The organism is Thermodesulfobacteriota bacterium, assembly GCA_040755095.1.
In the GTDB taxonomy this organism is placed as follows: domain Bacteria; phylum Desulfobacterota; class Desulfobulbia; order Desulfobulbales; family JBFMBH01; genus JBFMBH01.
In genome coordinates this window covers 24,715-46,607 of sequence record JBFMBH010000002.1, presented here as the reverse complement: position 1 = coordinate 46,607, position 21,893 = coordinate 24,715, and the positions used below count along the sequence as shown (strand labels likewise).

At 67.1% G+C, this 21,893-nt stretch carries 24 protein-coding genes; 15 read left to right on the top strand and 9 right to left on the bottom strand.

The window, feature by feature from the left end; genetic code table 11:
- Positions 1-1,505: aminopeptidase N (pepN, locus tag AB1634_00740; GenBank protein MEW6218045.1), on the bottom strand; the 1,505-nt coding region annotated here is incomplete at its 3' end.
- A gap of 146 nt (positions 1,506-1,651) precedes the next feature.
- On the opposite strand from pepN, the gene AB1634_00735 reads away from it, so the two are divergent.
- Positions 1,652-2,086, top strand: coding sequence for a hypothetical protein (locus AB1634_00735; protein MEW6218044.1), 435 nt, complete (start codon positions 1,652-1,654; stop codon positions 2,084-2,086).
- Here the strand turns inward: AB1634_00735 and AB1634_00730 are convergent, their stop codons facing one another.
- The 3 genes from AB1634_00730 to AB1634_00720 are packed head-to-tail and all read right to left on the bottom strand — an operon-like array spanning position 2,087 to position 4,143.
- The gene (locus AB1634_00730; protein MEW6218043.1) at positions 2,087-3,076 is read right to left on the bottom strand and encodes a methyltransferase; all 990 of its coding nucleotides are present in this window, start codon (positions 3,074-3,076) and stop codon (positions 2,087-2,089) included.
- Between the two features lie 15 nt (positions 3,077-3,091).
- On the bottom strand, positions 3,092-3,397 hold the full coding sequence (locus tag AB1634_00725; GenBank protein MEW6218042.1) for a cytochrome c: 306 nt from the start codon (positions 3,395-3,397) through the stop codon (positions 3,092-3,094).
- Positions 3,394-4,143 carry a DUF72 domain-containing protein gene (locus AB1634_00720; protein ID MEW6218041.1) on the bottom strand — a complete coding sequence of 250 codons (750 nt, stop codon included), beginning with the start codon at positions 4,141-4,143 and terminating at the stop codon, positions 3,394-3,396. Before AB1634_00720 ends, AB1634_00725 begins: the two co-directional genes overlap by 4 nt.
- 380 nt (positions 4,144-4,523) lie before the next feature.
- Between AB1634_00720 and AB1634_00715 the strand changes: the two genes are divergently transcribed.
- The 8 genes from AB1634_00715 to AB1634_00680 are packed head-to-tail and all read left to right on the top strand — an operon-like array spanning position 4,524 to position 12,805.
- A complete protein-coding gene (locus AB1634_00715; GenBank protein MEW6218040.1) occupies positions 4,524-5,192 on the top strand; it encodes a PTS sugar transporter subunit IIA in 669 nt (222 codons plus the stop codon).
- A gap of 24 nt (positions 5,193-5,216) precedes the next feature.
- Complete coding sequence (hyfB, locus tag AB1634_00710) at positions 5,217-7,265, top strand: hydrogenase 4 subunit B (protein ID MEW6218039.1); 2,049 nt, start codon at positions 5,217-5,219, stop codon at positions 7,263-7,265.
- Positions 7,262-8,206 (top strand): NADH-quinone oxidoreductase subunit H, encoded by a 945-nt coding sequence (locus AB1634_00705; protein MEW6218038.1) that lies wholly within the window; start codon positions 7,262-7,264, stop codon positions 8,204-8,206. The genes hyfB and AB1634_00705 overlap by 4 nt, the downstream gene beginning before the upstream one ends.
- Before the next feature lie 3 nt (positions 8,207-8,209).
- Entirely contained in the window at positions 8,210-8,875 is a 666-nt protein-coding gene (locus tag AB1634_00700) for a formate hydrogenlyase (GenBank protein ID MEW6218037.1), read from the top strand.
- Positions 8,876-8,890: 15 nt separating this feature from the next.
- The gene (locus tag AB1634_00695; GenBank protein ID MEW6218036.1) at positions 8,891-10,339 is read left to right on the top strand and encodes a hydrogenase 4 subunit F; all 1,449 of its coding nucleotides are present in this window, start codon (positions 8,891-8,893) and stop codon (positions 10,337-10,339) included.
- On the top strand, positions 10,336-11,916 hold the full coding sequence (locus tag AB1634_00690; protein MEW6218035.1) for an NADH-quinone oxidoreductase subunit C: 1,581 nt from the start codon (positions 10,336-10,338) through the stop codon (positions 11,914-11,916). Before AB1634_00695 ends, AB1634_00690 begins: the two co-directional genes overlap by 4 nt.
- Positions 11,913-12,422, top strand: a complete 510-nt coding sequence (gene nuoB, locus AB1634_00685; GenBank protein MEW6218034.1) for an NADH-quinone oxidoreductase subunit NuoB — start codon at positions 11,913-11,915, stop codon at positions 12,420-12,422. The genes AB1634_00690 and nuoB overlap by 4 nt, the downstream gene beginning before the upstream one ends.
- 47 nt (positions 12,423-12,469) lie before the next feature.
- The gene (locus AB1634_00680; GenBank protein ID MEW6218033.1) at positions 12,470-12,805 is read left to right on the top strand and encodes a TusE/DsrC/DsvC family sulfur relay protein; all 336 of its coding nucleotides are present in this window, start codon (positions 12,470-12,472) and stop codon (positions 12,803-12,805) included.
- Positions 12,806-13,089: 284 nt separating this feature from the next.
- On the opposite strand, the gene ettA is transcribed toward AB1634_00680, so the two are convergent.
- The 3 genes from ettA to AB1634_00665 all read right to left on the bottom strand — a co-directional run bounded on the left by ettA (position 13,090) and on the right by AB1634_00665 (position 16,429).
- Positions 13,090-14,775 (bottom strand): energy-dependent translational throttle protein EttA, encoded by a 1,686-nt coding sequence (gene ettA / locus AB1634_00675; protein ID MEW6218032.1) that lies wholly within the window; start codon positions 14,773-14,775, stop codon positions 13,090-13,092.
- 117 nt (positions 14,776-14,892) lie between these two features.
- On the bottom strand, positions 14,893-15,375 hold the full coding sequence (locus tag AB1634_00670) for a hypothetical protein (protein ID MEW6218031.1): 483 nt from the start codon (positions 15,373-15,375) through the stop codon (positions 14,893-14,895).
- Positions 15,376-15,418: 43 nt separating this feature from the next.
- Entirely contained in the window at positions 15,419-16,429 is a 1,011-nt protein-coding gene (locus AB1634_00665; GenBank protein MEW6218030.1) for a glucosaminidase domain-containing protein, read from the bottom strand.
- A gap of 221 nt (positions 16,430-16,650) precedes the next feature.
- On the opposite strand from AB1634_00665, the gene AB1634_00660 reads away from it, so the two are divergent.
- The 3 genes from AB1634_00660 to AB1634_00650 all read left to right on the top strand — a co-directional run bounded on the left by AB1634_00660 (position 16,651) and on the right by AB1634_00650 (position 18,306).
- Positions 16,651-17,676 carry a tRNA-dihydrouridine synthase family protein gene (locus tag AB1634_00660; protein ID MEW6218029.1) on the top strand — a complete coding sequence of 342 codons (1,026 nt, stop codon included), beginning with the start codon at positions 16,651-16,653 and terminating at the stop codon, positions 17,674-17,676.
- Between the two features lie 74 nt (positions 17,677-17,750).
- Positions 17,751-18,020, top strand: a complete 270-nt coding sequence (locus AB1634_00655; protein ID MEW6218028.1) for an AbrB/MazE/SpoVT family DNA-binding domain-containing protein — start codon at positions 17,751-17,753, stop codon at positions 18,018-18,020.
- A 28-nt stretch (positions 18,021-18,048) separates the two neighbouring features.
- Complete coding sequence (locus AB1634_00650) at positions 18,049-18,306, top strand: hypothetical protein (protein ID MEW6218027.1); 258 nt, start codon at positions 18,049-18,051, stop codon at positions 18,304-18,306.
- A gap of 4 nt (positions 18,307-18,310) precedes the next feature.
- On the opposite strand, the gene AB1634_00645 is transcribed toward AB1634_00650, so the two are convergent.
- Positions 18,311-19,231: a hypothetical protein gene (locus tag AB1634_00645; GenBank protein MEW6218026.1), complete on the bottom strand. Its 921-nt coding sequence runs from the start codon at positions 19,229-19,231 to the stop codon at positions 18,311-18,313.
- 106 nt (positions 19,232-19,337) lie between these two features.
- Here AB1634_00645 and AB1634_00640 point away from each other — a divergent pair, with 106 nt between their 5' ends.
- The 3 genes from AB1634_00640 to AB1634_00630 all read left to right on the top strand — a co-directional run bounded on the left by AB1634_00640 (position 19,338) and on the right by AB1634_00630 (position 20,501).
- Complete coding sequence (locus AB1634_00640; GenBank protein MEW6218025.1) at positions 19,338-19,745, top strand: amidase family protein; 408 nt, start codon at positions 19,338-19,340, stop codon at positions 19,743-19,745.
- 170 nt (positions 19,746-19,915) lie between these two features.
- Positions 19,916-20,125: a type II toxin-antitoxin system VapB family antitoxin gene (locus AB1634_00635; protein MEW6218024.1), complete on the top strand. Its 210-nt coding sequence runs from the start codon at positions 19,916-19,918 to the stop codon at positions 20,123-20,125.
- A complete protein-coding gene (locus AB1634_00630; GenBank protein MEW6218023.1) occupies positions 20,112-20,501 on the top strand; it encodes a PIN domain nuclease in 390 nt (129 codons plus the stop codon). The genes AB1634_00635 and AB1634_00630 overlap by 14 nt, the downstream gene beginning before the upstream one ends.
- 172 nt (positions 20,502-20,673) lie before the next feature.
- Here AB1634_00630 and AB1634_00625 read toward each other — a convergent pair whose 3' ends face one another.
- Positions 20,674-21,813, bottom strand: a complete 1,140-nt coding sequence (locus AB1634_00625; protein ID MEW6218022.1) for a cytochrome c3 family protein — start codon at positions 21,811-21,813, stop codon at positions 20,674-20,676.
- Between the last annotated feature and the right edge of the window lie 80 nt (positions 21,814-21,893).

Genomic DNA, 21,893 nt, shown 5'->3' with positions numbered 1-21,893 from the left:
TCCTGGCCCTGGCTGCCCACCAGACCCACCGCCACCGGGATGAGGAAAGGGGCCTTCCTCCTCTGGCCCGGGCTGGGCGGGCAGTCCTGCTCCAGGACCAGACGCAGCCGGCGGCGGCGCGGATCATAGGTGTGCTCGACCCGCACCTCCGGGGTGCCAGCCTGGGTGTACCAGCGCCGGAACTGGCCGAGATCCTGGCCAGAGGTCTCGGCCATGGCGGCCAGGAAGTCGTCGATGGTCACCGCCTGTCCGTCGTGGCGGCGGAAAAAGAGGTCCATGCCGGCCATGAAGGCCGCCTCACCGACCACCAGGCGGAGCATGCGCGCCACCTCCGCGCCCTTCTGGTAGACGGTGCTGGTATAAAAATTGTTGATCTCGATATAGGACTGGGGCTGGACCGGGTGGGCCAGGGGGCCGGCGTCTTCCGGAAACTGGCTGGTGCGCAGATGGCGCACGTCGTTGATCCTCTTCACCGGCCGGCAGACGGTGTCAGCGGTGAATTCCTGGTCCCGGAAGATGGTGAGCCCCTCCTTGAGGCTCAGCTGGAACCAGTCCCGGCAGGTGATGCGGTTGCCGGTCCAGTTGTGGAAGTACTCGTGGGCGATGACGGCGGTGATGCTCTGGAAATCGGCGTCGGTGGCGGTCTCGGGCTTGGCCAGCACATACTGGGCGTTGAACAGGTTGAGGCCCTTGTTCTCCATGGCGCCCATGTTGAAGTCATCGATGGCCACAATCATGTAGAGGTCGAGATCGTATTCGCGGCCAAAGACCCGCTCGTCCCAGGCCATGGCCTTCTTCAGGCTGGCCAGGGCGTGGTCGGTGCGGTCCAGGTGCTCGGGCCGCACATACAGCTTCAGCTCCACCCGCCGGCCGGAGGCGGTGACGAAGGCGTCCTCTGCCGCGACCAGGGGGCCGGCCACCAGGGCGAACAGGTAGCAGGGCTTGGGGAAGGGATCGTGCCAGCGGGCATAGCTGCGGCCATCCGGCCAGGAGCCGGCTGCCGCCAGGTTGCCGTTGGCCAGCAGCACCGGCCAGCGCTCGGGGTCGGCGACGATGGTGGTGGTGAAGACCGACAGCACATCCGGGCGGTCCAGAAAGTAGGTCAGGCGGCGGAAGCCCTCCGGCTCGCACTGGGTGCAGAACAGGCCCCCTGAGGTGTAGAGCCCTTCCAGGGCGGTATTGGCCGCAGGGTTGACCCGGGTGCTGACCTCGAGCAGGAACCGCTCCGGCGGCTCCTGCACCGTGAGCTGTCCGGGGCGGACCTGAAAACGGTCCGCTGCCAGGGGCTCGCCGTCCAGGGACAGCCCGGTGAGCACGAGGTCCCGCCCCGCCAGGACCAGGGGCGTGGGGCCCGCGGTCAGCCTGCGGAACTGAAGCCGCGCCCTGATGCGGGTCGCGTCCGGATCCAGCTCCACCAGAAGGTCCGTGGTGTCGATGGCAAACGCCGGCGGGCGGTAGTCCCGAAGGCGGACCGGCCGCGGCCGGGCGGTTGCGGTGCGTGGCATGTCGTCCTCCTGGTACAAGACGGAAAGGAGGGCGGACCGGACGCCCTCCGGGATGACAGACTTCTTTGTTCCGTGCTACAAGGAATCACCCTGCCGGCGGGCGTCGCCGGCAGCCGCATCCCTCACCCATGCCACAGGAGACCGTCATGGACAAGCTGACCCACAACGCGCATGCCCGCCTGCAGGAGATGTGTGACTGCTACACCGACACCGATTTCGCGGCCGAGATGGCCCGTGCCGCCGCCGAGCCCGGCGCGGACCTCACCGAAGGCGGCCTCAAGTACCTGGCCCTGGCCCTGCTCCACGCCCTGAGCGAGAAAGCGGTCAAGCTCAGCTTCAAAAGCAAGAAGGGCACGGTGACGGCCAAGCTGGTCACCGAGGACGGTAAATCCACCCTGCCGGCCCCCTCCCCTGCCCTCTTTGCCGAGCTGGTCGCCACCCTCCGGTCCATCCTGCACCTGGAAGACTCCGGTGCGTCCCCCCTGGTCCTGGGCCTGCGCAGCGGCCAGGTGGACGTGGCGGTGAAGATCAAGAAGGACAAGGACAAGGAGTCGGTGAAGATCACCTTGCCGCCGCTGTAGCTATACCGTGCCGGCCACGATCCCTGAGTCGTTGGGGCCCACAAAGGCCAGGCGGCGGATATCCTTCAGGCCAGCCTCCTGGAGCATGGCCCGGAGATCCCCCTCCGAGTAGGAACGGCCGTTGCCGTTGTTGACCAGCATGTTGAGGGAGAACAGGGCCGGGAAGAGCGGCGCGGCGTGGCTGTCGTCCAGCAGGAACTCGTGCACCATGACCAGGCCGCCCGGGGCCAGGGCATCGCGGGTCTTCCTGATCAGCCGCTGGCAGGCCTCGGGGCCGTTGCTGTGCAGGATCTGGGACAGCCAGGCCACGTCACACCCGGCGGGCAGGGGCGTCTGGTTGAAATCGCCGGCGGCAAAGTCGATACGGCCAGCGAGCCCGAAGCGCTCCACCGTAGCCCGGGCAAAAGGCTCGGTGGTCGGCCGGTCGAAGATGACCGCGGTCAGGCCCGGGTTGGCCAGGCAGAAGTGGATGGCGTAGGTGCCAGGCCCTCCTCCCAGATCCAGGAGCCGCCGCCGGCCGGCGAGGTCGATCTCCGCGGCCAGCCGGGGGGCAATGGCCATGGCCAAGTTGAACATGCCCAGCTGGAAGCTCTCCCGCTCCCGCTCCTCGCCGTAGCTCCGCTTCTCCACCGCCTCGCCGGTGCGCACCGCGGTGTCGAGCTGGGCCCAGCCGTCCACCAGATGGTGGTGGTGCAAGATGATGTAGCCGATGTAGCCAGGGGTGCCCTCGACCAGAAAACGGGCCGCGGCCGGGCCGTTGGTGAAGCGATCGCCGGTCTTCTGCAGCAGGCCCATGGCGGCCAGGGCATTGAGGAGCACGGTGGTGGCCCGGGGATGGGCGCCGGTGGCCGCCGCCACCTCTTCCCCGCTCCGGCCACCCTCGTTGAGGACGGTGAACACCCCCAGCCGGACGCCGGCGTGGAGGGTCGAGGCCTGCCAGTAGCCGGTGGACAGGCTCAGGATCTGACCTGCGCTGGTGATTTCGCCCATGGGGGGTGTCCTCCTTCACTGGGGGTTGACACTGGCCCGGTGGCGGGCCAGGAAGGCGGCGATCCGATTCGCCTCCTCGGCAGAGATCCAGTTGGGATCCTTGCCCCGCATGCGCTGCACAGTGGCCTGCCAGGCCGCGGCGGAGCGGCGCTCGCCCAGGGGCCGGCTGGCGCTGTGGCAGTGGGAGCAGCGATTGGCGAACAGGCTGGCATCAGGGTCCTTGCGCCAGGCGTCCTCCTGGGGGCCGGAGCCGCAGCCGGCAGCCAGAACAGGGATCAGGATCGCCAGGAAAGCCAGGCCGCTGCGCTGTCGGGTGGTCATGGAGAGCCTCCGGGGTCAGTGAGAGGGCCGGCCACCAGCTCCGCCAGCCGGCGGGCGTTGGCAAAGGCATGGCCCTGGGCGTCGTTGTCGAAATAGACATAGCCGGGCCGGCCCCAGGCGGCCAGCTTGCCGGCCCAGGCCGCCAGCTGCTCCTCGCGGTAGAGGGAGCCGTAAAGGGATTCGGCCCCGTGCAGGCGCAGATAGACAAAGTCCGCGGTCAGCTCCTCGTGGTACGGGTAGCGGCCAGCCGCGTCGGCGATGCACAGGGCCAGATTGTGGTCGGCCATGATCTTCCGGGCCAAGGCTCCCAGCCAGCTGGGGTGGCGGACCTCCAGGGCGTGGCGCCGCCGGCCGTCCAGGGCCTGGCAGAAATCGACCAGCAGCTGCTCGGCGAAAACGAGGCTGGGCGGCAACTGGCAGAGGATGGGACCCAGCTTCTCCCCCAGCTCATCCACCGCCTGATACAGCCGGGCCAAAGGCTCCGCCGGATCAGCCAGCCGCCGGACATGGGTGAGATAGCGGCTGGCCTTGACCGCCCACAGAAAGGCGGCCGGCGTCCGCCGCCGCCAGCCGGCGAAGGTGGCCGGCTGGGGCAGCCGGTAGAAGCTGGCGTTGAGCTCCACGGTGTCCAGCTGGCCGGCGTACCACTCCAGCCACCTCGCCGGGGGACAGTCCGCTGGGTATACTGTCTCCCGCCAGTGGGGATAGCTCCAGCCCGAGGTGCCGACGCGGATCAGGGCGGTCATGGCCTGGCCATTCTATGAGGTCAAAGCCGGGGCCGTCAATCGGCAAGACGGCTGTCCAGAGGGGGCCAAAGGGAGCCATGCTCAAAGAAGCCGCATTCCTGCTTGTCTCCCTGGCCGCCGGCGGCCTGGGCCTCTGGGGACTGAAGCGCCTCCTCGGCGACTCGTGTACCCCTTGACTCCTCCCCCCGGGGAGCTTTCCGCCCCCTGCTTCGTCCGGCTGCGCCCGCATTGGCAAACGCCGGTCCGCGGTGACACGGCCCCCCTTTCCTGGCTCCAGACATTGGACGGCACGGGGGTTTGCCATTGACATCCGTCCGTTGTCTGGGTAGAGTCCCGGTTTGTCCAAACGAAGGGAGACATGTCAGGCGCTGGGGGCAGATGTGAATCTTTCGGTCAAGGATGCCGCGAATCTGCTCGCGGTGTCCGAAAAGACGATCTACCGCTGGATCAAACGGGGGGTTCTGGCGGCCTATCGGGTGCACGAGCAGTACCGGTTCAACCGGGCGGAGCTCCTGGAATGGGCGACATCGCAGCGCATCAACGTGGCGCCGGAGATGCTCGACGAGCCGGAGGAGCCGCCGCCGCTCATGCCGTCTCTCGCCGAGGCTCTGGAGGCGGGCGGCATCCACTACCGGGTGGAGGGCGACAGCCGGGACGCCGTCCTGGCCCAGGTGGTCCGGCACCTCGCCCTGCCCGAGACAGTGGACCGGGAGTATCTCACCCGGCTGCTCATCGCCCGGGAGCGGTTGGCGTCCACCGGTGTGGGCAATGGCGTTGCCGTGCCCCACGTGCGCAACCCCTCGGTGCTCCACGTCACCCAGCCTCTGGTCGCCCTCTCTTTCCTGGAGCACCCCGTTGACTTCCACGCCATCGATGGCGTACCCGTGCACACCCTCTTTTGCACCATCTCACCGACCCTGCGCTCCCATCTGACGCTCCTGTCCCACCTCGGCTTCGCCCTGCGCCATCCGCAGGTCAAAGCGGTCCTGGCCCAGCAGCCGAGCCGCACAGAAATCCTCGCCGCCATCCGGCAGCTTCCCTGGAGCTGAACCTTCCCAACAAGGTGACTGGCAGTGAATGTCCTCCCGGTGAACGTCGCCGCAGCATCGGTGCTGCTGCTCCTGGTCTTCAGCCTGCTGGCAGCGATTCTGCGCCGCTGGCAAGCCGTTCTGGTCGTGGTCTCCTTCCTGACCAGCGCGCTGGCCTCGCTGCTGGCGGTCGCGGCCGGGGTGTGGAGTGTGGGCGCCAACTCCACCGGCCGGATCGTTCTCCCCATCGGTCTGCCGGATTTGCCGTTCCATTTGCGCCTCGACCCCTTGGCCGGCTTCTTTCTGACCGTGGTCGGCCTCTTGGCCTTCTTCGTCTCCCTCTACTCCATCGGCTATGTCCGGGGCTATCTCGGCCGCCGCTCGATCACCAGCCTGGTCATCTTCTACTGTCTGTTCCTGGCTGGGATGTTCATGGTGGTCCTGGCCGACGATGCCCTCTTCTTCCTCGTTTCCTGGGAGATCATGGCCGCCGCCTCCTACTTTCTCGTGCTGTTCGAGAACGAGCGGGTCGAGAACCGGCGGGCTGCCTTCCTTTATATGGTCGTGGCCCACGTGGGCGCCATCGCCATCCTGCTGGCCTTTGGCGTTTTGGCCGGCTGCGCCGCCGGCTTCGGCAGCTTTGTCGGCTACACCTTCGACGCCATGCGGCAGGCCACCTTTCCGGTTCCATGGGCGACCGCCGCGTTCCTGCTGGCCTTTTTCGGCTTTGCCGCCAAGGCCGGCGTGGTGCCGCTCCATGTCTGGCTCCCCGAGGCGCATCCGGTGGCGCCGTCCAATGTCTCGGCCCTCATGAGCGGTGTGATGCTCAAGACCGCCATCTACGGCATCATCCGGGTGACCTTCGATCTCATCGGCACCTTCCCCTGGTGGTGGGGAGCGCTGGTGCTGGTCTTCGGCCTCCTGTCCGCGGTCATGGGGGTGCTCTACGCCCTTATGCAGCATGATCTCAAGCGCCTGCTCGCCTACCATTCGGTGGAGAACATCGGCATCATCCTCATCGGTCTTGGCCTGGCCATGATCTTCACCTCCTTCCAGCTGCCGCTCCTGGCCGCCCTGGGGCTCATTGCCGGGCTCTACCACACCATGAACCATGCCCTGTTCAAGGGGCTCCTGTTCATGGGCGCCGGTGCCGTGCTCCACGCCACCGAAGAGCGGAACATGGAGGAGATGGGCGGCCTTATCCACCGGATGCCCTGGACCGCCGCCCTCTTCCTGGTGGGCTGCGTTTCCATCTCGGCCCTGCCGCCTTTGAACGGCTTTGTCTCCGAATGGCTCACCTTCCAGGCCTTTCTGCTGTCACCCTCCCTGCCCAGCCAGGTGATGAAGCTCCTGATCCCGCTGGGCGCTGCCCTCCTGGCGCTCACCGGCGCCCTGGCAGCGGCCTGCTTCGTCAAGGCCTTCGGTGTCACCTTCCTCGGCCACTGGCGGGGCCACCGGCGACCCACCGAAATCCGGGAGGCCGGCTGGACCATGCGGCTGGGCATGCTGCTGGCTGCCCTCTCCTGCCTGGGGCTGGGGGTTATGCCCACCCTGTTCATCGAATGGATGGACATCCTGGCCGAGCAGCTGGTGGGTGCCAGGCTGGCCGCCACCGCCAGCGAGCACGGCTGGATGTGGCTCACCCCGGTCTCGTACGAACGGGCCTCCTATTCCGGCGGCATCGTCTTTTGCGGCATCCTGGTGGTGGTCTCGGCGGCCTATCTTCTTTTGCATGTGAAGCCCGGCGCCATCCACCGGGTGCCGATCTGGGATTGCGGCTTCGAGAAGCTCACCGCCCGGATGCAGTACAACGCCACCTCCTTCGCCATGCCGATCCGGCGGATCTTCGGCTATCTGTTCAACATCAAGGAGCAGGCTATCCTCGCCCCGCAGAGCGGCCACAAGGCCTTCCCGGTGCGGATCCGCTACCGGCTGCGCATCCGGGACCGGGTCTGGGGCTGGATCTACAAGCCGATCGTCGAGGTGTCCTTCTGGCTGTCCCGCAAGGTGGGGCGGCTCCAGCAGGGCCGGATCCAGGCCTATCTCATCTACTCCTTTGTCACCATCCTGGTCCTTCTGGTGTTCATGCGATGAAGCCCTCTGCCTTTGTGGTCGAGCTGCTGCAGATTGCCGCCGTCGTCGGGCTGGCGCCGGCCTTCGTCGGCTGGGTGCGCATGCTCAAGTGCTGGTCCCAGGGCCGCACCTCGGCCAGCCTCTTCCAGCCCTACCGGGACCTCGCCAAGCTCATCGGCAAGGACGTGGTGCTGGCGGAGAACGCCTCCTGGATCTTCCGCTTCACCCCGTACCTCCTGTTCGGCACCGCGGTCCTGAGCGCCGGCATCATCCCGATCCTGTCCGTGGACCTGCCCATGGCGCCGGCGGCGGACATCATCGTCATCGTGGCACTCTTTGCCATCGCCCGTTTCTTCACCGCCCTGGCCGGCATGGATATCGGCACCGCCTTCGGAGGCATGGGCGCCAGCCGGGAGATGATGATCGCCTCCCTGGCCGAGCCGGCCATGCTGATGGCGATCTTCACCGTCTCCCTCACCAACCGCTCCACCTCCCTGGCCCAGATCGTCATGGTCATCACCAGTGGCGAGACGGTGGTCCGGCCTTCCCTGGCCTTTGCCCTGCTCGCCTTCGTGATGATCGCTCTGGCCGAGACAGGCCGGATCCCGGTGGACAACCCGGCCACCCATCTGGAGCTGACCATGGTGCACGAGGCGATGATCCTGGAATATTCGGGCCGCCACCTCGCCCTCATCGAATGGGCCGGGATGATGAAGCTCTTCCTCTTTGTTGCCATGGGGATCGCCGCTTTCCTGCCCTGGGGCATCGCCACCGAAGGCCACCTCCTGGCGCTGCCCGCAGCCTTCGGCATCCTCTTCGCCAAGCTCGGCCTGGCCGGTATTGGCATCGTCTGGATCGAGACCGGGCTGGCCAAGATGCGGCTCTTCCGGCTGACCGAGTTCCTGGGCTCGGCCTTCCTCCTGGCCACCCTGGGCATGATCTCCTTCTTCATCCTGGACTGACCCATGACCACCGCTCTCGCCGCCCAGACCAACAGCTTCCTGGCCGCCCTCGTGCTGCTCACCGGCTTTGGCATGCTGGTGCAGAAACGGATCTACGGGCTCATCCACATCTTCACCTGGCAGGGCCTCTTTCTGTCGGTGAACACCGCCATTGTCGGCTACGTGGCGAACCGGCACCACCTCTACATCTCCTCGGTGCTGACCCTGGCGCTCAAGGTGGTCCTCCTGCCCTATATCCTCCACGTCCTCATCCACCGGTTGCGGATCCGCAAGGAGGTGGAGACCGTCGTCAACATCCCCATGACCATGCTGATCGGCATCGCGCTGGTCATCTTCTCGTACCACCTCATGGCCCCGGTGCGGGAGCTGTCCACCCTCATCACCCGCTCGACCCTGGCGGTGGCCATGGCCACGGTCATGATCGGTCTTCTCATGATGATCACCCGCCGGCACGCGGTGAGCCAGATCATCGGCTTTTTGGCCATGGAGAACGGCCTGTTCTTTGCCGCCACCAGCGCCACCTACGGCATGCCCCTGGTGGTGGAGCTGGGGGTGGCCCTGGATATCCTCATCGCCGCCTTCATCTTCGGCATCTTCTTTTTCCAGATCAATACCGCCTTCGACAGCCTCAATGTCGAGCAGATGGCCAGACTGAAAGAGGGGGACTGACCCGTGAACAGCAGCATGGCACTTCTGGTGCTTCTCGGCGTCCCCCTGTTTGCCGCCGCCATTCTCGCCCTGGTGGGCGACCGGCGGTTTGCGCCGGAGGTCAACATCGCCGGCTCCGCCGCCACCTTTGTCGCCGGGCTCGGCCTGGCCTGGGAGGTCTGGGCCGCCGGCCCGATCCTGGCGGCCGGCCGCTTCTTCTTCGTCGATGCCTTCAACGTCTATCTGGCCGTGCTCACCGCCTTCGTCTCCATGACCACCGCCATCTTCAGCCGCCGGTACATGCGCCGGGAGCGGAAGCACGGCCGGGTCGGCTCGGTGGGGATGCGCTTCTACCACGCCATGTTCCAGATGTTCATCTTCGCCATGCTCCTGTGCCTTCTGACCAACAACGTCGGCATCCTCTGGATCGCCATGGAGCTGGCCACCCTGTCCACCGTGCTGCTCGTCTCCCTGTACCGCACCCCCACTGCCATCGAGGCGGCCTGGAAGTATTTCATTCTCTGCGGCGTCGGCATCGCCCAGGCCCTGTTCGGGACGGTGCTCCTCTACTTCGCGGCGGAGAAGGTCCTGGGAGAGGGGGGCGAGGCCCTGCTCTGGACCAACCTCTACCGGGTGAGCGGCAGCCTGGAGCCCACCGTGCTCTCCCTGGCCTTTGTCTTCCTCATGGTCGGCTACGGCACCAAGGTGGGCCTGGCGCCCCTGCACAACTGGCTGCCGGACGCCCACAGCGAGGGTCCCACCCCCATCTCGGCGGTGCTCTCGGGCCTTCTTCTCAACATCGCCCTCTATGCCCTGGTCCGCTGCAAGGTGCTGGTGGATGGCTCCACCCACACCCATCACGCCGGTGACATCATGATGGGCTTCGGCATCCTCTCCGTCCTGGTCGCCTCCTTCTCCCTGCTGCGGCAAAAGGACATCAAGCGGATGTTCTCCTATTCCTCCATCGAGCACATGGGGATCGCCACCTTTGCCTTCGGCCTGGGCGGCCCCATCGCCACCTTCGGCGGTCTCCTGCACATGCTGGTCCACAGCCTGGCCAAGTCGTCGATCTTCTTCACCGTCGGCCATGCAGCGCAGATGCACCGCACCCAGGAGATGGACCGGATCAAAGGGCTGTTCAAGGGCAACCCCCTGGTGGGCTGGGGGCTGATGTTCGGGGTCATGGCCATTGTCGGCCTGCCGCCTTTCGGCATCTTCACCAGCGAGTTTCTGATCCTGACCGCGACGATCAAGGATGCGCCGCTCTGGACGCCCTTTCTGCTGCTCGGCCTCGGGGTGGCCTTCGCCGCCCTGCTCCGCAAGGTCCAGCCCATGGTTTCCGGAGAGATCCCGTCCCATCAGGCGCCGGTGACCGCGGCCCATCTGCCGGTGCTCCTGCACATGGTGCTCGTCCTGGCCATCGGCTTCTCCATGCCGGACTTCCTCAATGCGTGGCTCCAGGCCACGGTGGAACTGCTGCAATGAGCCTGCTGCACGATGCCATCGCCACGGCGCTGGACGCCGAGATCCGCCTGGACCCCAGCCAGCACCCGGCTTCGGTGCTGCTGTGCCAGGTGCCCCGGGAGAAGTTCGTCGAGGCGGCGCGGCTGCTCAAGAAGGCCTATGCCCTGCTCGCTGCCGAGTGGGCGACCGACGAGACGGCGTTCGGCCGGGGCTACGGGATCTACGCCTGCTTCCGGTGGGGGCCCGAGTACCTGATCGTCAAGACCGAGGCGCCGGCAGAAGACCCCACCTTCCCCAGCCTGACCAGGAAGTTTGTGCCGGCCTACCGCTTCGAGCGGCAGATCCACAGCCTCATGGGCGTAACCCCGGTCGGCCACCCGGATCTCAGGCCCTGGATCAAGTTCGAGGACTGGCCGCCGGACGCCTGGCCGCTCAGGAAATCCTTTGACCCCTCCCGGCCCCTGCCCCGGGTGCCCGGCGAATACGCCTGGGCCAGGGCCGAGGGCGAGGGCGTCTACGAAATCCCGGTGGGCCCGGTGCATGCCGGCATCATCGAGCCGGGCCATTTCCGCTTCCAGGCGGTGGGCGAGAGCATCATCAACCTGGAAGAAAGGCTGGGCTACGTCCACAAAGGCATCGAGAAGCGCTTCGAGGGCCTCTCCTGGCAGGAAGGCTGCCGGCTGGCGGCCCGGATCTCCGGCGACACCACCGTGGCCCACAGCCTGGCCTACGCCATGGCCCTGGAGTCGATGACCGCCTGCCAGCCGCCGCCCAGAAGCCAATGGCTGCGGGCCCTGTTCCTGGAAAGGGAGCGGATCGCCAACCACCTGGGCGATATCGGTGCCATCGCCAACGACGCCGCCTTCGCCTTCATGCTCTACCAGATGATGCGCCTCAAGGAGATGCTCCTGCGGACCAACCACCAGCTCTTCGGCCACCGCCTCCTCATGGACCGGGTACAGCCCGGCGGGGTGACGGCGGATATCGACGCCGCCGGCCGGGCGGAGATGCTGGCGGAGCTGGACATCCTGGCCAGGGAGTTCGAGCGGCTGGTGGTCATCTACGACGAAAGCCCCTCCCTGGAGGACCGGGTCAAGGACACCGGCGTGCTCCTGCCGGAGACGGCCCGGGAGCTCTGTGTGGTGGGTATCGTGGCCCGGGCGAGCGGCATGAACCTCGACTGCCGGATCTTCAACCCCTTCCCGCCCTACGACCAGTACGAGAGCCTGGAGCTCAATGTGCCGGTCATGGTCACCGGCGATGTCCATGCCCGGGTCTGGGTGCGGATCAACGAGATCCGGGAGTCGATCCGGATCATCCGCTGGCTCTTGGACAACCTGCCGGCCGGGGAGATCACCGCGCCGGTTGGCCGGCCGGGACCCGATGGCGCCGGCTTTGCCGCGGTGGAGGGCTGGCGGGGGGAGATCATCTGCTGGCTGCAGTCAGGGCCGGCCGGGGAGGTGAGCCGGGTCATGGTGCGGGACCCGTCCAGCGTCAACTGGCTCGGGCTGGAGCAGGCCATTCCGGGCAACATCGTCCCGGATTTCCCCCTGTGCAACAAGAGCTTCAACCAGTCGTACTCGGGACACGATGTATGATCAGGATCGCCAGACAGATACTGCGCACCGGCATCGTCACGGAGCCTTTCATCCCTGAGGCCCGGGACCAGATCCGGGAGATCGGCAGCCGGCTTACGGCCAGGATCCGCAAGCGCTTCCGGGGCAGCCTCACCATCCGGCAGGTGGATGCCGGCTCCTGCAACGGCTGCGAGCTGGAGATCCACGCCCTGAACAACCCGATCTACAACTGCGAGCGCTTCGGCATCCATTTCACCGCCTCGCCCCGCTTTGCCGACCTGCTCCTGGTGACGGGCCCGGTGGCGCACAACATGGAGATCGCCCTCCGCCGCACCTACGACGCCACCCCGTCCCCCAAGCTCGTGGTGGCGGTGGGCGATTGCGGTGTGGATGGCGGCGTCTTCGGCCGAGGCTACGCCTCGCTCGGCGGCATCCACCAGGTCATCCCGGTGGATGTCGCCATCGCCGGCTGCCCACCGACCCCCTGGGCATTGCTCACCGGCATCCTGCAGGCCATCGAGGGGTGAAGGGTGCTCCCGGTTCGGGAGCACCGCGAGGAGAGGCTTACCGCGTTATGCCAGCAATCGAATTCCAAGGGAAAAGGATCGAGGTTGACGACAACGGCTTCATTCTCAACCTCAGTGACTGGAGTGAAGACCTGGCCAGGCATCTGGCGGCCCAGGACGGCATCACCTTGACCGATGCCCACTGGGAGGTGATCAACTTCCTGCGGGACTATTACCGCAAGTACCAGATCGCCCCGATCATCAAGACCCTGGTCAAGGAGATCGGCACCGTGCTGGGGCCGGAAAAGGGCACCACCCGCTACCTTTACGAGCTCTTTGCCGGCGGCCCGGCCAAACAGGCCTGCCGCTACGCCGGCCTGCCCCGCCCCACCGGCTGCGTCTAGCTCCGGGGAAGGTGTGCTGCCGGTAAAGCTTCGCCACCTCCTCCGGGCCACGCCTCCCTCCAAATTCCCTCCCTGCCCGCCGGATTGTCCACTATAATCGGGTATCGTCCGTATTCTCTTCCCCTGTTGCTACAGAGCTCGCCGGCTGGGAAGGTTGTTTTGTCGTCCTCACCGAACATAAAATTCGAGTCAAGCGTCCTTGACGACCAGTAGCCAAAACTTCGCTTACGGTCACTTGCCCCCTCACCCCACGACGACTCGAGCAGCCAGCCGACCAGGCCGGGCTAGACCCGGGTCAGCTGGCGGTACTTGATGCGGTGCGGCTGGTCGGCGGCGGTGCCCAGGCGGGCGTGGCGGTCCTCCTCATACTCCGAGTAGTTGCCATCGAACCAGACGACCCGGCTGTCGCCCTCGAAGGCCAGGATGTGGGTGGCGATCCGGTCCAGGAACCAGCGGTCGTGGCTGATGACCACGGCGCAGCCGGCAAACGCCTCCAGGGCCTCCTCCAGGGCGCGCATGGTGTTGACGTCCAGGTCGTTGGTGGGCTCATCGAGGAGGATGACGTTGGCGCCGGACTTGAGCATCCTGGCCAGGTGCACCCGGTTGCGCTCGCCACCGGAAAGAAGCCCCACCTTCTTCTGCTGGTCCGGGCCCAGGAAGTTGAAGCGGGCCACGTAGGCCCGGGAGTTGACCTGGCGGCTGCCCAGCTGGATCGTCTCCTCGCCGCCGCTGATGCACTGCCAGATGGTCTGCTCCGGGTCCAGGGCCTCCCGGCTCTGGTCGACATAGGCGAGCGTCACCGTCTCCCCGATCCGGATCTCGCCGCGGTCCGGCTGCTCCTGGCCGGTGATCATCCGAAACAGGGTGGTCTTGCCGGCGCCGTTGGGGCCGATGACGCCGATGATGCCGCCCGGCGGCAGGGCAAAGCTCATCCCCTCCACCAGCAGCCGCTCTCCGTAGGCCTTGCTCACCTCCTTGGCCTCGATCACCACACTCCCCAGCCGGGGGCCGGGCGGGATGTAGATCTCCAGATCCCGGGCCATGGCCTCCCCTTCCTGGGCCAGGAGCTTCTCGTAGGCGGTGATGCGGGCCTTGGCCTTGGCGTGGCGGCCCTTGGGGGACATGCGGATCCACTCCAGCTCCCGCTCCAGGGTCTTCTGGCGCTGGGTCTCGGCCTTCTCTTCGGTTTCGAGCCGTTTTCGCTTCTGCTCCAGCCAGGAGGAGTAGTTGCCCTGCCAGGGGATGCCCTGGCCCCGGTCCAGCTCCAGGATCCAGCCAGCGACGTTGTCCAGGAAGTAGCGGTCGTGGGTGACGGCGATGATGGTGCCGGCGTAGCGCTGGAGGTGGTGCTCCAGCCAGGCGACGGTTTCGGCATCCAGATGGTTGGTGGGCTCATCGAGGAGCAGGATGTCCGGCTTCTGGAGCAGGAGCCGGCACAGGGCGACCCGCCGCCGCTCGCCGCCGGAGAGCACCTTGACCGGCGTGTCGCCGGCCGGGCAGCGCAGGGCGTCCATGGCCATCTCCAGACGGCTGTCCAGGTCCCAGGCGTCCAGGGCGTCCAGCCGCTCCTGGACCTCGGCCTGGCGGGCGATGAGCTTGTCCATGGCCTCGTCGTCCATGGGCTCGGCGAAGCGCTCGTTGATGGCATTGAACTCGGCCAGAAGATCGACCGTGGCCTGGACGCCCTGGGAGACGATCTCCCGCACGGTCCTGGTGTCGTCGAGCTGCGGCTCCTGTTCGAGAAAGCCGATGGTGTAGCCCGGGGAGACGGCGGTACGGCCGCTGAAGTCCTGGTCCACCCCGGCCAGGATCCGCAAAAGGCTCGATTTGCCGGAGCCGTTGAGGCCCAGAACGCCGATCTTGGCGCCGTAGAAATAGGACAGGGAGATGTCCTTCAGGATGGGCTTCTTGTTGTAGTGCTTGCTCACCCGGATCATGGAATAGATGACTTTGTTGGGCTCGGTGCTCATGGGAAAAATCGTCCTTGCGGCTGGGGTTGGGAACAAAAGCAGGCCCCGGCCGGGGGTGCCGAAGCGGCTTCCCGGTCGGGGCCTCTGTGTCGGTGGGCGGGGAAGGCTTGCGACTTTCTAGTAGAGTCTCTTGTGGGGCCTGGTCCGGATCGGCGTGAAGATGACGGCTTGACCGTCCGCCTCCAGGCGCACCGTGGTCCAGTCGGTGACCGCATACCAGACGCCGATCCGGTTGCCGGCCTGGTCCAGGATCAGGGCGCCGTAGGCATCCGCCTGCAGGTCCTGCCAGCGGTCGTCCATGCGGCTCACCCAGGCCCCGAGCTGCGCCGGGGTGGGCTGCACCGGCTTCCACAGGCTGGGGGCCAGCTGGTACCGGCGGTCCACGGCCAGGATCGCCACCGGCTCGGCATCGGGGCCAAAGATGTAGTACTGATGGTCAGCCAGAACCTGTTGGCTCCGGAACTGGCGCGTGATCTCAGTGTCCGGACGGACCTGCCCGTAGCCGGCCAGAGCGCAGGCAGCCAAGAGGACCAGGCAGAAGCCGGCCAGCCCCGGACCTGCCCCAAACGGCATCCGTCGCGATGGGAAAGGGACGCGCATGTGCTTGTCCTCCGACCAGGATCGGTACGAAACCGCCCCCGGCTCAGGTGGCACGCTCATCCGGCAGGCTCGCCTGGCCGCGGGGCGTGAACCGGTCGTAAGCCTGGAGCCGGTTGCCGGCGATCAGCCGCCGGACGTCCTGCACATACTCGGCACCCCGCTGGGAGTACCCGGCCAGCCCGGTGGCCAGGACCAGAGGATCACGGGACTTGGCCCGGATCTGCCGGAAACGGCGGTAGGCGGGGTGGCTGTTCAGAAGATGCACGAACTCGCTCACCGCCTCCGGGATGGAGCCGAAAGAGGCGGCCCGGCTGCCCACCATCATGCCGAAAGGATTGTGGTGGCTCAGCGCCAGCTTGGATCGGCCCCAGTCCGACTCCAGGGCACCCTGGCCCAGGATGAGGCTGGGCGGCACCACATCCACCCGCAGGAGCAGCTCGGCCGCCTGGTCGGTGTTGTACTTGGCGACGAGCTCAGCGAGGAAGGCGGTCTCCCAGGGCCGGAGCCGCTCCCGCCACGGGGCCTGCTCGCCGAAGCGCACCGTCTCCGGCGGCGGGCTGCCCAGCCGCTCCAGGATGCCTCTGAGCACCTGGCGCTCCCCGGCCACCTCGTCCAACGTGGCCAGTGCAGCCGGCAGCAGGGTGTGGAAGAAGACCCGCTTGCGAATCCTGCCGTCCTCCAGGGAGGCCAGATTGGGCGGATAGGCGGCGAAGAGCACCTGGAGCGGATCCCGCTCCTGCTCCAGCACCTCCCAAAGATCATAGGCCTTGAGCAGATCCACCAGCTCCTCGGCGGTGTTGGCCTTGAGCACCGGTGCCGGCACCGGCTCCAGGAGGGGACTGCCGGTGGCGAAGGCGCCGCCATCGGCGATCGTGGGGTGGCACACCAGGGCCACCCGCTGCGGGAGGTCGAGCCAGACACGCGGGGCTGCTGCCAGCATGGCGACCGGGATACCGGCCACCAGATAGAAGAGCACCCGGGCCTTCCAGCCCTGGTCGTTGCCACTGGCCGTTGGCTGCATCGTGGCCCCAGAGTCGTCTGCCGATCCGTTCATTATCCACCTCCCGTTGCCGTCGCCAGGTTGCGGCCTGGGCTTGAACCCCTTCTTGAACCCCTTTGCCAGGAAGGACGGAACCGTTTATGGTAGTGCCCCGGCACAAGGGAGCACCCGCGGCTCCCATTGCCAATGAGGCCTGTCATAGCAGAGGTCGAGCCCCAAAGGCAACCTTTCGTTTTCGTCGAGCTTCGCTCCGGGATCGCCCCGCGCCTTCGCCCATGGCTTCTGTCCTCCGCATCCGCGACCTGGTCATCGACCCGCCGCTGGTCCTGGCGCCCATGGCCGGCATCACCCATTCGGCCTTCCGGCGCCTGGTCCTGGAGCTGGGTGGGGTGGGCCTCCTCACGAGCGAGATGCTCTCTGCCCGGGGCCTGCCCCAGGATCGGCCGGCCACCACCCCGGCCCTGGTGCGCACCCCGGCCGAGCGGCCCCTGGCCTTCCAGGTCTTCTTCGCTGCGGCCGCCGATATCGGCCCGGCCTTCGAGGTGCTCCATCGCCTGGGGGCCGATGCCATCGACCTCAACCTGGGCTGCCCGGCCCCCCAGGTGCGGCGGCATGGGGCCGGCAGCCGCCTGGCCGGCGATCTCGACCACGCCCGGGGCCTGGTCCGCCATGCCCGGGTCTGCACCCACCTGCCCCTGTCTGCCAAGATCCGGCTGGGCGAGCGTCTGGAGGAACAGCCCCTGGCTGATCTGTGCCATATGCTCGAGGACGAGGGGGTCGAGATGATAACCGTTCACGCCCGGCTGCGCAAGGAGCCCTACGGCCGGCCGCCCCGCTGGGACTGGATCGGCCGGGTGAAGAGCTGGGTGGGCGTGCCGGTGATCGGCAATGGCGGCATCTTCAGCGTCGAGGATGCCCGCCGGTGTCTCGCGATCTCCGGCTGCGACGGCCTGATGCTGGGTCGCGGTGCGGTGGTCAGGCCCTGGCTCTTCGCCGAGCTGGCCCGGGAGATCCATGGCCGCAAGATCCCCGTGCCGGCGACGGACCGCCCTGCCCTCTACCGGCGCTTCGTGGATCTGCTGGAGGAAAGCTTCCTGCCGGAACGGCGGCTGGGGCGGTTGAAGGAATTCACGCACTACTTCGCCAGCACCTACACCTACGGCCACTGGCTGGCAAGGGCGGTGCAGGCCAGCCGCACCGTGGAGGAGGCCCGGGAGCGGGCCGCGGCCTTCTTCGCCAGCGCCGGAGCGGACGAGCCCAGCCCTGGTCCCTCCGACCACCGCCCAGAACGGCATCCATAAGGCACAATGCCCACAATGGGAATTGCCCCCAATGCCCACGGGCTGGTACCCTGAAGGTCAAGGAGGACGCCGGTATGCTCGTACAGACAGATGCCAGAAGAAGGATCACCCTGCCCCCGAATGTCGGGATCAAGCCAGGAGATGCCCTGGAGATGGAGGTGCTGGAGGACGGCCGGATTCTGCTCGTGCCGGTGGAGCCGGTGCCGCGCCACCAGCTTTGGGCCTGGACGGCCGAGGCGAAGGAGGCCATTGCCGTCTCCCTCAACGATCCCCGCCCCTCGGCGGTGATTGCCACCGCTGGCGAGGCGAAGGCGGCAGCCAAGAGGTGGGCCGGTGAGGATTGAGGTCCGGCCCGCTTTCGAGGAGGCGGTCATGGCCGCGGAGCTGCCTGTCCGCAAGGCTGCAGCCAAGATGCTGGTGCTCCTGCAGTCCCTTGACTCTGAGGGTTTGTGGCGCCATCCAGGGCTCAACTTCGAGAAGCTGCACGGCATGGTCGAGCCCGGGACCGGCGAACAGCTTTACTCTCTCCGCGTCACAGGCCGTGTCCGTGCCGTTGCCTGCCTGGCTTCCGGGCCAGCCCTGGTCCTGGTCAGCCTCCATATCCAACAGGACAAGGCATATCGACGCTGAGCCCTCACCCGATCGGCTCGGCCAGACACATGAACATGATCTTCCGTTTTATGAGCGAGGCGACGAAGGGCAGGGGCGATGTCTCAAGGCCGGAACTGGCCCCCGCCGGAGCTCCTCCCCCTTTTGCCGCTGTCGGCGACGCCCCCTGGTCCCGGAGTGCCGTCACCCGGGTGGAAACAAGATCCAGGCAGCGGAGGAAGTCGGCGGTGCTCTGCATCTGCATGACGAAGTGGGTGTTGGAGTAGACCCCCAGCCGGTGGCGGTCGAGGATGGCCACCTCCTGTCTGGCCTTCTTGAGGAAGGCCATAACCTGCCGCCATTCGGCCTCCCCTGGAGCAGGGGTGACATCCCAGACCAGGGTGGCCAGGGCCAGCCGCAGGTTGGGCTTGAAGCCCTGATTCAGGACGGCTTTGCTGAAGACCTCCATGGCCTGGCCCAGGCGTTGCCTGAGATAGACCGATGCGGCTGCCGCGGCATCGGTCTCGGTGGCGGAAGGGACAGGGGGCTGCAGCCAGCCCCGTTGCCGAAAGAGATAGGCGGCCACCCCGGGATAGGGGTCGAAGGCGGCAATCTCCCCGGCGCCGGCGGCCCCGGCCTCCTGTTCCTTCACCACCGTGGCGAGCAGGGCGCGGGTGTGGATGAGCCAAAAGCCCGACCGGTAGCCGGTGGGTGAGACCGCCTCTCCGGTGGCGAAGGCGGTCTCCGCCTCCTGCAAGGCTTGTCGAGCCCGGGGCAGCAGCTCGTCCCGAGAGCCATCCCGGTCGAGGATGCTGCGCAGCAGCCGTACCCCCCTGCCCGCCCAGCCGATCCCCAGTTCGCAGAGGAGCTCCTCGTCGTCATCGTGATGGCGACGAACGATCTCGACCTCTTCCAGGGCCCGCCGATGGAAGGCCTCGGCATCCCTGGTCTCTTTTCCCTCCTCCATGGCCAGAAGGAAAAAAAAGCATCATCCGCAGGGGCCAGGGGCCAGGGGCTGGGGGGGGCAGGGTCGGGCCCGGGCCCTGGCGGCCGGCGATGGCATCGGGCGGCGGATGGAGCGCTTCTTCGCCGACCACGATCTGCTCCTGACCCCCACCCTGGAGCAGCCGCCGGTGCCGGTCGGCTCCCAGCGGCCGGCCGCTCTCGACCGCCTGGCCATGCAGGTTCTCTGCACGGCTGCAGGGGGCCAACTCCTTCGTGTCGACCGGACCCGGGACGCCATCCTGGCAAGCCTGGTCGGCAAGAGCATGGCCGGCCAGATGCCCTATACCCCGGTCGCCAACCTCACCGGCCAGCCGGCCATCACCCTGCCCCTCCACTGGACCGCGGAAGGGTTGCCCATCGGCGTGCAGTTCCTGGCGCGCTCCGGCGACGAGGCCGGTCTCGTGCGCCTGGCCGGTCAGCTCGAAGTGGCCAAGCCCTGGGGGGGGCGTCGGCCGGGGAGAACAGGTATGCGGTGACGGGCCGGGTTGGCCGTGACCATGGCCGGCCCATGGGCCAAGGAGGCAGCGGTCTGCCCCGGTGATGATGGGTGGCCGGGCGGAACGGGGCGGGCCATTCTCCTTGCTGGAGGCACGAGAAACGATATACTCTGGACATCATAAAGATATCCTTTTCAAGGAGCATGGCTATGGCACGGACCGTCTTGAACATCGACGATGCCCTGTATGATCGGGCCAAGCGCCTCACCGGCCTCAAAAAAAAGGTGGATGTGGTGACCTGTGCCCTCAAGCACCTGATCGAGCAGAAGGAGCTGGAGGGGATTCTCGAGCTCAGGGGCAAGGTAACCTGGGAGGAAGATCTGGAAGGGATGCGGCGAGGCCGGGATGGTTCTTGTTGACACCTCCATCTGGATCGACTTCTTCCAGGCCCCGGAGTCCGACGCCGCGACCCTTCTTTCGTCCCTCATCAAGGATCACAACCGGGTCATTCTGTGCGGCATCGTTTTGCAGGAGATCCTGCAAGGGATCCGGGAGCGACGCAGCCACGACTTGGTCCGGGAGCATCTGCTCCGCTTTCCCTTTCTGGAAACCGACCGGGAGACGTGGCTGCTGGCTGCCTCCCTCTATCGGGATCTGCGCAGCCACGGCATCACCGTGCCGCCGCTGGATGTCACCATCGCGGCCCTGGCGATCCAGCATGGGACGAAGCTCTTGACCCGGGATGACCATTTCCGGGCCATTGCGGGACATACGGATCTGAGTCTGTATGCCTGACCGTGGGGCACGACCCCTCCACCCGGAAGAGCCATCAGGGGTCAACGGGCGTACCGGTGAGACCAGGCCCGATTGACCGGCGCACATGACCCCTGCCTCGTCCCCACGCGAACGTGGGGGGACGGCCTCCTTCTGCAGAGAAGCATGAGGGCTGAGGCCAAGGCAGGCGGCCCTACACGCCGTCCTTGGCGGAATGGCACGTGAAGCAGCCGGTGCCGGCTGCCGCGCCCGAGGTATCCAGCACCATCTCCCCGTACGGCCAGCGCAGAAGGTCCGGGTTCGGGCTGCCGTGTGCCCGGTGGCAGGACAGGCAGATCACCTTGTCGGTGCCCGGGCGTACCGCACTCCCGACGAAGCCGGTCAGGCTCGCCTCCGGTCGCCCCACCGGCACCTGGGGATCGTAGACCGTGTAGGCGGTGTACTCGGAGCCGGGGTCGTTGGGGATCACCGCATCGGCGGGATGCCGGAGCCAGGGGTTGGCGCCGCCGCCGTTGTCCACGTCCATGAGGGTGGTGGGCGAGCCGGGGGAGTGGAAGTTGTAGTGGCAGCCGGCGCAGAACTTGCCGATGGACTGGGGCGACTCGGTGTCGGTGCCGTCGCCGCCGTAGTAGGTGTTGTGCACAGCGCTGGTAGCGTGCTGCTCCCAGTCCGGATCCTCGATGCCATTCACCCCGGCCCCACCCAGCAGGTCGTGGCCACTGGGCGCCGCCAGGAAACGGTACCAGCCGCCTGCCGCCCCCACCGGCTGCCCGGCTGGATCCTCACCGTGGTGCCTGACACTGTTGTGGCAGCCCTGGCAGCCGTTCTTGCGGCCGCCCGAGGTCTGGGCATCGCTGAGGGTCAGGGAGGTATGGCAGCTGTTGGCACAGGCCACCGCCCCCGGCGCCGCCGCCAGGGCGGCATCCTGGTCCGAGATGCCCCGGACGTTGTGCCCATAAGCGTCGCCGGTACTGGCCACCCAGTAGAAGTTGCCGCCTGCCAGCGGGGAGGCCGGCGGCACCGTGTTGTAGACAATGGGGATCCGGGATCCGGCAACGGTGACGATGGTGTCGCTGGCGCCGCTGGTATGGCAGCCCACACAGTCGGTGACCAGCAAGCTCTCCTGAACGCCGCTGCCGGTGCCGCCGGTCACCGCGCCACCGCTCCAGCCGGCTCCGGTGCCGCTGGCCACCAGGGCCGACCCGTTCTGGCTGTTGTGCATGGTGTGGCAGTTGCTGCACACCCCCACCACCCGGGCCTGGGCTGGGACCGCGCCAGCCAGAAGGAGGAGCGCTGCCGCGACCCCCAGCCGTAGCCTTCTTTGCGTATCCATGATCCACCTCGCGTGTTCCGTTGCCGACAGGGTGGCAGGCTATTGGCCTGAGCCCTCCCCGGAGGTGGCCTCAGCCGGCA

Excerpts from the sequence above, each read along its gene's own strand:
- AB1634_00680 (MEW6218033.1), top strand. The coding sequence starts at position 12,470 with ATGCCAGCAATCGAATTCCAAGGGAAAAGGATCGAGGTTGACGACAAC.
- AB1634_00720 (MEW6218041.1), bottom strand. The coding sequence starts at position 4,143 with ATGACCGCCCTGATCCGCGTCGGCACCTCGGGCTGGAGCTATCCCCAC.
- AB1634_00665 (MEW6218030.1), bottom strand. The coding sequence starts at position 16,429 with ATGAACGGATCGGCAGACGACTCTGGGGCCACGATGCAGCCAACGGCC.
- AB1634_00705 (MEW6218038.1), top strand. The coding sequence starts at position 7,262 with ATGAAGCCCTCTGCCTTTGTGGTCGAGCTGCTGCAGATTGCCGCCGTC.
- AB1634_00670 (MEW6218031.1), bottom strand. The coding sequence starts at position 15,375 with ATGCGCGTCCCTTTCCCATCGCGACGGATGCCGTTTGGGGCAGGTCCG.
- AB1634_00630 (MEW6218023.1), top strand. The coding sequence starts at position 20,112 with ATGGTTCTTGTTGACACCTCCATCTGGATCGACTTCTTCCAGGCCCCG.
- AB1634_00625 (MEW6218022.1), bottom strand. The coding sequence starts at position 21,813 with ATGGATACGCAAAGAAGGCTACGGCTGGGGGTCGCGGCAGCGCTCCTC.
- AB1634_00660 (MEW6218029.1), top strand. The coding sequence starts at position 16,651 with ATGGCTTCTGTCCTCCGCATCCGCGACCTGGTCATCGACCCGCCGCTG.
- AB1634_00695 (MEW6218036.1), top strand. The coding sequence starts at position 8,891 with ATGGCACTTCTGGTGCTTCTCGGCGTCCCCCTGTTTGCCGCCGCCATT.
- AB1634_00725 (MEW6218042.1), bottom strand. The coding sequence starts at position 3,397 with ATGACCACCCGACAGCGCAGCGGCCTGGCTTTCCTGGCGATCCTGATC.
- AB1634_00650 (MEW6218027.1), top strand. The coding sequence starts at position 18,049 with ATGGCCGCGGAGCTGCCTGTCCGCAAGGCTGCAGCCAAGATGCTGGTG.
- ettA (MEW6218032.1), bottom strand. The coding sequence starts at position 14,775 with ATGAGCACCGAGCCCAACAAAGTCATCTATTCCATGATCCGGGTGAGC.
- AB1634_00690 (MEW6218035.1), top strand. The coding sequence starts at position 10,336 with ATGAGCCTGCTGCACGATGCCATCGCCACGGCGCTGGACGCCGAGATC.
- AB1634_00735 (MEW6218044.1), top strand. The coding sequence starts at position 1,652 with ATGGACAAGCTGACCCACAACGCGCATGCCCGCCTGCAGGAGATGTGT.
- AB1634_00635 (MEW6218024.1), top strand. The coding sequence starts at position 19,916 with ATGGCACGGACCGTCTTGAACATCGACGATGCCCTGTATGATCGGGCC.
- AB1634_00700 (MEW6218037.1), top strand. The coding sequence starts at position 8,210 with ATGACCACCGCTCTCGCCGCCCAGACCAACAGCTTCCTGGCCGCCCTC.
- AB1634_00645 (MEW6218026.1), bottom strand. The coding sequence starts at position 19,231 with ATGGAGGAGGGAAAAGAGACCAGGGATGCCGAGGCCTTCCATCGGCGG.
- AB1634_00655 (MEW6218028.1), top strand. The coding sequence starts at position 17,751 with ATGCTCGTACAGACAGATGCCAGAAGAAGGATCACCCTGCCCCCGAAT.
- AB1634_00640 (MEW6218025.1), top strand. The coding sequence starts at position 19,338 with ATGGAGCGCTTCTTCGCCGACCACGATCTGCTCCTGACCCCCACCCTG.
- nuoB (MEW6218034.1), top strand. The coding sequence starts at position 11,913 with ATGATCAGGATCGCCAGACAGATACTGCGCACCGGCATCGTCACGGAG.
- AB1634_00730 (MEW6218043.1), bottom strand. The coding sequence starts at position 3,076 with ATGGGCGAAATCACCAGCGCAGGTCAGATCCTGAGCCTGTCCACCGGC.